The organism is Nonomuraea sp. NPDC050202 (genome assembly GCF_040656115.1).
In the GTDB taxonomy this organism is placed as follows: domain Bacteria; phylum Actinomycetota; class Actinomycetes; order Streptosporangiales; family Streptosporangiaceae; genus Nonomuraea.
Window position 1 is genome coordinate 1 of record NZ_JBFALF010000092.1, and the last position, 7,096, is coordinate 7,096.

General features: G+C 73.0%; 8 protein-coding genes. 5 read left to right on the top strand and 3 right to left on the bottom strand.

The window, feature by feature from the left end; all coding sequences use genetic code 11:
- Positions 1-96 precede the first annotated feature (96 nt).
- A complete protein-coding gene (locus tag AB0I79_RS62730; protein WP_357896086.1) occupies positions 97-489 on the bottom strand; it encodes a nuclear transport factor 2 family protein in 393 nt (130 codons plus the stop codon).
- A 186-nt stretch (positions 490-675) separates the two neighbouring features.
- Between AB0I79_RS62730 and AB0I79_RS62735 the strand changes: the two genes are divergently transcribed.
- Both AB0I79_RS62735 and AB0I79_RS62740 read left to right on the top strand, forming a co-directional pair.
- Positions 676-1,239 (top strand): peroxidase-related enzyme, encoded by a 564-nt coding sequence (locus tag AB0I79_RS62735; protein ID WP_357896089.1) that lies wholly within the window; start codon positions 676-678, stop codon positions 1,237-1,239.
- Positions 1,236-2,774, top strand: a complete 1,539-nt coding sequence (locus AB0I79_RS62740; protein WP_357896092.1) for an NAD(P)-binding domain-containing protein — start codon at positions 1,236-1,238, stop codon at positions 2,772-2,774. The genes AB0I79_RS62735 and AB0I79_RS62740 overlap by 4 nt, the downstream gene beginning before the upstream one ends.
- Positions 2,775-2,791: 17 nt before the next feature.
- Here the strand turns inward: AB0I79_RS62740 and AB0I79_RS62745 are convergent, their stop codons facing one another.
- Together AB0I79_RS62745 and AB0I79_RS62750 are read right to left on the bottom strand one after the other, a co-directional pair.
- Positions 2,792-3,910 carry a glutamate--cysteine ligase gene (locus AB0I79_RS62745; RefSeq protein WP_357896095.1) on the bottom strand — a complete coding sequence of 373 codons (1,119 nt, stop codon included), beginning with the start codon at positions 3,908-3,910 and terminating at the stop codon, positions 2,792-2,794.
- Between the two features lie 199 nt (positions 3,911-4,109).
- Positions 4,110-5,042 (bottom strand): AraC family transcriptional regulator, encoded by a 933-nt coding sequence (locus tag AB0I79_RS62750; protein ID WP_357896098.1) that lies wholly within the window; start codon positions 5,040-5,042, stop codon positions 4,110-4,112.
- Between the two features lie 114 nt (positions 5,043-5,156).
- On the opposite strand from AB0I79_RS62750, the gene AB0I79_RS62755 reads away from it, so the two are divergent.
- The 3 genes from AB0I79_RS62755 to AB0I79_RS62765 form a co-directional block, all read left to right on the top strand.
- Positions 5,157-6,017, top strand: coding sequence for an NAD(P)H-binding protein (locus tag AB0I79_RS62755; RefSeq protein WP_357896101.1), 861 nt, complete (start codon positions 5,157-5,159; stop codon positions 6,015-6,017).
- A 129-nt stretch (positions 6,018-6,146) separates the two neighbouring features.
- Positions 6,147-6,629: a hypothetical protein gene (locus AB0I79_RS62760; protein ID WP_357896104.1), complete on the top strand. Its 483-nt coding sequence runs from the start codon at positions 6,147-6,149 to the stop codon at positions 6,627-6,629.
- 115 nt (positions 6,630-6,744) lie between these two features.
- Positions 6,745-7,096 (top strand): three-helix bundle dimerization domain-containing protein (locus AB0I79_RS62765; RefSeq protein WP_357896107.1); only part of this gene is annotated, 352 nt, incomplete at its 3' end.

Below are 7,096 nucleotides of genomic sequence, written 5' to 3' on the forward strand. Positions count from 1 at the left end.
CACTGAGCGGGCCGTGGGGAAGGCCTTGGGGATGGCCTTGGGATGGCAATGGAATGGGCGGGGGCGCGGGCCCCGCTGGGTGCCCGCGCCCGCCCGTCAGGCGAAGAACTCGTCGACGGAGTAGGGGTCGTACGGGTAGCTCGTCCGCTCGCTGATCTTCCCGCCGGTCAGCCGGAAGAGCTGCAGGCCGTGGTCGTCGAGGGTGCGGCCGTCACGCTCACCACGGATCGACAGCACCGCGGCCACGCGGTCCCCGCCGACGAGGTAGTCCTCCGGCTCCAGCCGCAGCCCGCCCGTGGAGGCCTCGGCCAGCCGCGCCAGGTAGCCGAGCACCTGCTCCTTGCCGCGGTAGTCCCGGGCCATCGGGCCGCGGCCGGGGACGCGGAAGACTACGTCGTCGGTGAGGAGGTCTCGCAGGACGTCCAGGTCGCCCTTGGCGAGAGCGTCGTAGAAACCGCTGGCGACAGTGATGCTGGAATGTTCGGTCATGGATTCCGTCCCATCGCAAACAGGGCTTATGAGCCGTTCGCGACCCTACGCTGCGTAGATCCACAAAACAAGAAGGCGTCCGAAATAGGAGCATAAATGAGGAAAAGGGGGCGTTGACAGTGGATGAGCGGCGAGCCGATCATGCAGGAGGTGACCGACCGGACCGGCCGAAATTGAGGAGCATTAATGCCCCATATCGCCATCGATTCTGGTGAGCCCGGAATTCGCGGCCTCTTCGCCTTCCGTCCCGAGACGGCAGGGCCGCTGAACGCCCTGGCCGAGGTGCTGCTCCGCGGGGACAGCACGCTGACGCGCGGCGAGCGGGAGCTGATCGCGACCTACGTGTCGGGGCTGAACGAATGCCGCTTCTGCACGGCCTCGCACGCCGCGTTCGCCGCCGCCCAGCTCCCCGGCGGCATGGAGCTGGTCGACCGGGTGCGCGCCGGCGCTGCCGACGCGGAGATCTCGCAGAAGCTCAAGGCGCTGCTGGCGATCGCGGCCGCCGTCCAGCGGAGCGGCCGCGAGGTCACCGGCGGCCTGGTCGCCGCCGCCAAGGCGGAGGGCGCCACCGACCGGGAGATCCACGACACGGTGCTGATCGCGGCGGCGTTCTGCATGTTCAACCGGTACGTGGACGGCCTGGCCACCCACGCCCCCGACGACCCCGCCGTCTACGCCACGGCGGCCGAGCGCGTCGTGACGCACGGCTACGGCCATCCCGCCCCCCAGCAGGCGGGACACGCCGGGTGACGCACGACCACCGCTACCTGATCATCGGCGCCGGCCCCGGCGGGCTCCAGCTCAGCCACTTCCTGCAGCGGGCCGGGGCCGACTACGTCACGCTGGAGCGGGAGGAGTCGCCCGGCGGCTTCTTCCGCCGCTACCCGCGCCACCGCCGGCTGATCTCGCTGAACAAGGTCCACACCGGCGAGAAGGACCGCGAGATCCAGCTCCGCTGGGACTGGAACTCCCTGCTCAACGACGGCCCCGAGCTGGCGTTCCCGAGCTACTCGAAGGAGTACTTCCCGCACGCCGACGACCTGGTGCGCTACCTGGCGGACTTCCAGCGCGTGCACGGGCTGCGGGTGCGTTACTCCACGCCGGTGCTGCGAGTGGAGAAGGCGGGCGGCCGGTTCGCCGTCCACACCGGCGGCGAGGTCTACCGCGCCGACTGCGTGATCGTGGCGACCGGCTGGGGCGGCCCGCACGTGCCCGGCATCCCCGGCATCGAGCTGGCCACCGGCTACGAGGACGTGCCCGTCGATGGCGAGGGGTTCACCGGGCAGCGGGTGCTCATCGTCGGCAAGGGCAACTCGGCGTTCGAGACCGCCCAGGCGCTGCTGCCGTACGCGTCGGTGATCCACCTGGCCAGCCCCAGCCCCGTGCGGCTGGCGTGGACCAGCAAGCATCCCGGGCACGTGCGCGGCCAGTACGGCGCGCTGCTGGACAGCTACTGGTTCAAGACCCTGCACGCCGTGCTGGAGTGCACCGTGGACCGGATCTGGCGCGAGGGCGGCGGGTACCGGGCCGCGATCACGTACACGCTGGCCGACGGCGAGCAGGCGGTGCTCGACTACGACGCCGTGCTGCGCTGCACCGGCTTCACCATGGACACCGGGCCGTTCGACGCGTCCTGCCGGCCCGACCTGGCCCCGAACGGGCGCATCCCGGCCATCCGCCCCGACTTCCAGTCGGCCAACGTCGACGGCCTGTACTTCGCCGGCACGCTCATGCAGGCCCGCGACTTCAAGCGCGCCTCCTCGGCGTTCATCGACGGCTTCCGCTACAACCTGCGCACGCTGGCCGCGCTGCTGTGCGAGCGCTACGACGGAGTGCCGCTGCGCTCGCGCGAGCTGCCCGCCGGCGCCGCCCCGCTGACGGACGACGTGCTCGGCCGCGTCAATCACAGCTCGGCGCTGTGGACCCAGTTCGAGTACCTGGCGGACGCGTACGTGATCGACGCTGCGGAGCGGGTGGCGCGGCACTACGAGGACCTGCCGGAGGACTACGCCGTCTCCCGCTTCGCCGGCGAGGACCTGCTGCTCACCGTCACCCTGCGCTGGGGCCCCCGCGACCGGCACCCCGACGTGTTCGCCATCCGGCGGCACCCGACGCCCGACCGCGCCGACGAGTGCGCCTTCCTGCATCCCGTCGTCCGGGTCTGGCGGCGCGGCGAGCTCACGGCGGAGCGGCACCTGCTGGAGGACCTGCAGGCCCGCTGGCAGGACCCGGTACGCCACGCCGCCCCACTGCGCACCTTCCTGTCCGAGCACCTGCCCGCCTGACCGGGGAAGCCCCTGTCCTAGGCAAGGAAGCGCTCCACCAGATCGTCCACCACGCCCTCGAACGACCCGCGCGCCTTCAACGCGGCCCGCTGCCGGGCGGCCCCGCTCCCGGCGGCGCGCAACCACCGCCACCCCCGCAGGACCGCCTCCAGGTCGCCGCTGCCCACCAGCGCGGGCCGGACGTGCTCCAGCAGCCCCTCCACGATCTCCGCCACCGGGACCGCCCGCCCGGTGTGCGGATCGACGCCGTGCCCGTCGAGCCCGTCCCTGGCGGCCCGCCAGTACGCCACCCGCAGCAGCTCGCCCGTCACCCGCGGCCCGGGATCGCCCGCCTCCACCCGCTCCAGCGCGACCGTGACCAGCGCCCTGACCACCAGCGCCAGCAGCACCGACTCCGCCGCCGAGGCCGGCACGTCGCCCACCCGCACCTCCACCGTGGGCAGCCGCGGCGACGGCCGCGCGTCCCAGAACACCGTCGCCGGATCGACCAGCGCCCCGCTCGCGGTCAGCCCCGCGACCACGCTCTCGTAGTGTTCGAGGCTCTCCAGGTACGGCGGCGGCCCGGCCACCGGCCACTTGCCCCAGGACAGCACCCGCCACCCCGCGTACCCGGTGTCGCGGCCGGTCCAGAACGGCGAGTTGGCCATGAGCGCGATCAGGGCGGGCAGCCACGGCCGCAGGTGGTTGCACACCAGCGGCACCCGCTCCCGGTCGGGCAGGTGGACGTGGACGTGACCGGCGCAGATGGCCTGCTCGTCGTGGAGCGCCCGGTAGTTCTCGATGCCGAGGTCGTAACGGGGGTCCTCGGTGATGGGCGGCGGCACCGCCGCGCCCAGCACGGGCGTGCCCGAGGCGACCACGGCCAGCCCTTCGGCCCGCGCGGCGGCGGCGACCGCCTCCCGCATCCGGCGCAGCTCCCGCTCGAGGACGGCGGGCTCGGCGCAGGGCGGCGTCTTGGCCTCCACCTGGAACCGCGTGATCTCGGTGCACACCCGCTCACCGAGCTCACCGGCGGCCCGCCGGACGACCTGCCCGGCCCGAGGCGCCACCTCCCGGGTGCGGGGATCGACGACGAAGTACTCCTCCTCGACCCCCATCAGGGGGCGGACGGGGTCGAACGGCGTGGACACGGTCATGAGCTCCCTTGCCGGCGAGGGGACGGCCACGTCCGATCCTGCCCGCACCGGGCCCTGTCCTGCACCACCTTCGACCGACTTCCCCGCCCCCACGGCCCCGTCCCGCCGCCCGGGACACGAATCCGCCCGGCGGGCGCGGCACGGCGCGGGCTGGTACCCGAACTGGTTCACCCTCACCCGCCGGTCACCGCAGGCGGGCTCATACGCCCGCGCGGTGGTGGCTCGGTGACACGCCGCGGACCCGCTTGAAGGCCACGCTCAGCGCGAACGCGTTGGCGTACCCGACGTGCCGGGCGATCGCGTCGATCGTGGTCTCCGACGAGCGCAGGAGATCGGCGGCCAACGCGATCCGCCAGCCGGTGAGATAGGCCATGGGCGGCTCCCCCACGAGGGAGGCGAAACGCCGCGCGAACGCCGCCCGCGAGGCGCCCACCTTCGCGGCCAGCGCGGCCACCGTCCACGGGCGGGCCGGATCGTCGTGGATCAGCCGCAACGCCGGGCCGATCAACGGGTCGCTCTGCGCCCGGTACCAGCCGGGCGTCTGCGCCTCCGGGCGGGCGAACCAGGCGCGCAGGGTCGCGATCAGCGCCAGGTCCAGCAGCCGGTCGAGGAACACCTGCTGGCCGGGCCCCTCGCCGCTGAGCTCCTGGGCCAGCAGCTCCATGATCGGGGCCTGCGTGCCCGGCCACGGCACGACGAGGATCTGCGGCAGGGCGTTCAGCAGCCGGCCGGTCACGTCCCCGCTGACCTGGTAGGTGCCGCTGGCCACGATCGCCGACCCGTCGGGCGACTCCCCGCTCGTGTGCGGGCCGAGCCGCAGCTCGTCGGTGACGTCCACGCCGTCCATGGTGGTCAGGCGGTTGCCCGCGTGCACGATGATGTCCGGCTCGGTGGCCGGGTCGTCGCCGATCGTGTACGGGGCCGGCCCCTTGATGATGGCCACGTCCCCGGTGCGCATCAGCACCGGTTCACCCGCGTCGGGCACGATCCAGGCGTGCCCCCGCAGCGCGGTCGCCAAGGCGAGCATGGCTCCGTCGGCGATGCGCATCGACCACGGAGGCTCGAGGATCGCCCGGCAGAACTCCGCACTGCGGGCACGGACGCCGTCGAGCAGATCAGCTAGCGGGTCCACCCTCTCAGCCTAGACGCGGAGAAATGGAACCGAGCGCCAGAGATATGGATCGTCCAGCCGCCGGTGCCTTCACTGGGGGATGACAGGCGAACGACGACCAGCGGGAGGCGGCTCATGTACGCGATCACCGGAGTGACAGGCCACGTCGGAGGCGCGGCGGCCCGGGAGCTCCTGGCCAAGGGGGAGCAGGTGCGGGCCGTGGTCCGCGACCCGGCCAGGGGCGGGCCCTGGAGCGAGGCGGGGGCGGAGGTGTTCACCGCCGACCTGGGCGACAGGGCGGCGCTCGCGGAGGCGTTCCGCGGCTGCCGCGGGGCGTTCGTCATGCTCCCCACCGATCCGGCGGCGGACGACGCCGGGCACCGCGCGCTGGCGGGCTCGATCGCCGGCGCGGTCCTGGACAGCGGTGTCCCGCACGCGGTGATGCTGTCCTCGCTCGGCGCCGAGCTGGCCGAGGGCACCGGCCCCATCCGCTGGCTGCACCACCTCGAGAACCTGCTGCGCGAGACGGGCGTGCTGCTGACCGCCGTCCGCTCGGGCCACTTCCAGGAGAAGGTCGAGACGGTGCTCGACGCCGCACGCGGGGCAGGCGTCTACCCGGTCTTCGGCGACTCGGCCGACACGCCGGCCCCGATGATCGCCACGCGCGACGTCGGCAGGGTGGCCGCGGAAGCCCTCCTGGCGCCGCCCCCGTCCGGGGAGGTCATCGACCTGGACGCCCCCAGCTACACCGAGCGGCAGGTGGCCGATGAACTGGGGGCCGTGCTCGGCAGGCCGCTCCAGGTGGTCACCGTCCCGCGGCCCGGCTGGGTGGACACGATGGTCGAGGCGGGCCTCCCGCCGCAGCTCGCGCGGGAGCTCGCCGACATGTACGACGCCGTGGACCGCGGCGTGCTCCAGCCCGCCGGCGACCGGCGGCTCACGTGCCCGACCGGGATCGGCGAGACCCTGCGCCGCCTGGTGACGCCCACCGCTTGACGCCGGGGAGTTCACCGTGTCCACGATCGTGATGACCGGCGGCACCTCGGGCTTCGGCGCGATCCCGGCCTGGACCACCGGCCGCGCAAGGCGGGCGAGCACGCGTACACGGCCGCCAAGCTGTGCGCCGTGCTCACCGCACGATCGCCGGCGGAGAGCGGGGACAGGCGGCTCACCGTCGTCGCCTACGACCCCGGGCAGGTCTTCGGGACGGGGCTGGCCAAGGATCTGCCTTTTCCCTTGCGGGTGGCCTGGTCGTTGCTGGGCTCTCCGGTGCTGCGGTGGCCGCTGGGCAGGCTCGACCCCCATCTCAACAGCCGCGTCGCCGCCGGGAACGCGCTGGCCGACCTGGCGCTCGGGATCGCGACGCCGCCGGACGGGCACGTCTACGCCGCCCTCCGGCGCGCCCGGCTCACCTGGCCGCAGCCGTCGGAGCGGGCACGCAGCGACGAGCTGGCGCGGGCGCTCTGGGAGGACAGCGCCAGGCTCGTCCGCCTGCGGGACCGAACGGTGAACGAACGTGTATTCCGACGAAACAAAAAGCCCGGAAATATGAACGGTCAGTTTCTGGAAACGTGGCGGTGCGGCCATTTCCTGCGGCTTTCTCAGTAGGGGCTGACGCGGTTATCAACGCGGCCGAAAACCCCTATATGGTTGGGTCCCGGCGCTCGGGCAGGCGTGGTTGCTTGCCGTGAAATCTGACAAATGCGACGTCGGGGAGATATTGGTGAGTGTCGAAAACCTCCGCGAGGAGCAGGCGATTCGCCGGACGACCGATCACCTGATCCAGGTTTTCGCGGACACCTACTCCGCCGAGCACGTCGAGAGGGTGATGCAGGCCGCCTATCGCCGCTTCGACGGCTTTCCCGTCCGGGACTTCGTCCCCGTCCTCGCCGAACGCGTGGCCCGCAGCGAGCTGACCACCCAGGCGGAGGCGACAGCCCCCGCGACCGCGCCGGCGGAGGCGGCCGCACGGGCGGAGGTGGCCGCACGGGCGGAGGTGGCCGCACGGGCGGAGGTGGCCGCACGGGCGGAGGTGGCCGCACGGGCGGAGGTGGCCGCACGGGCGGAGGTGGCCG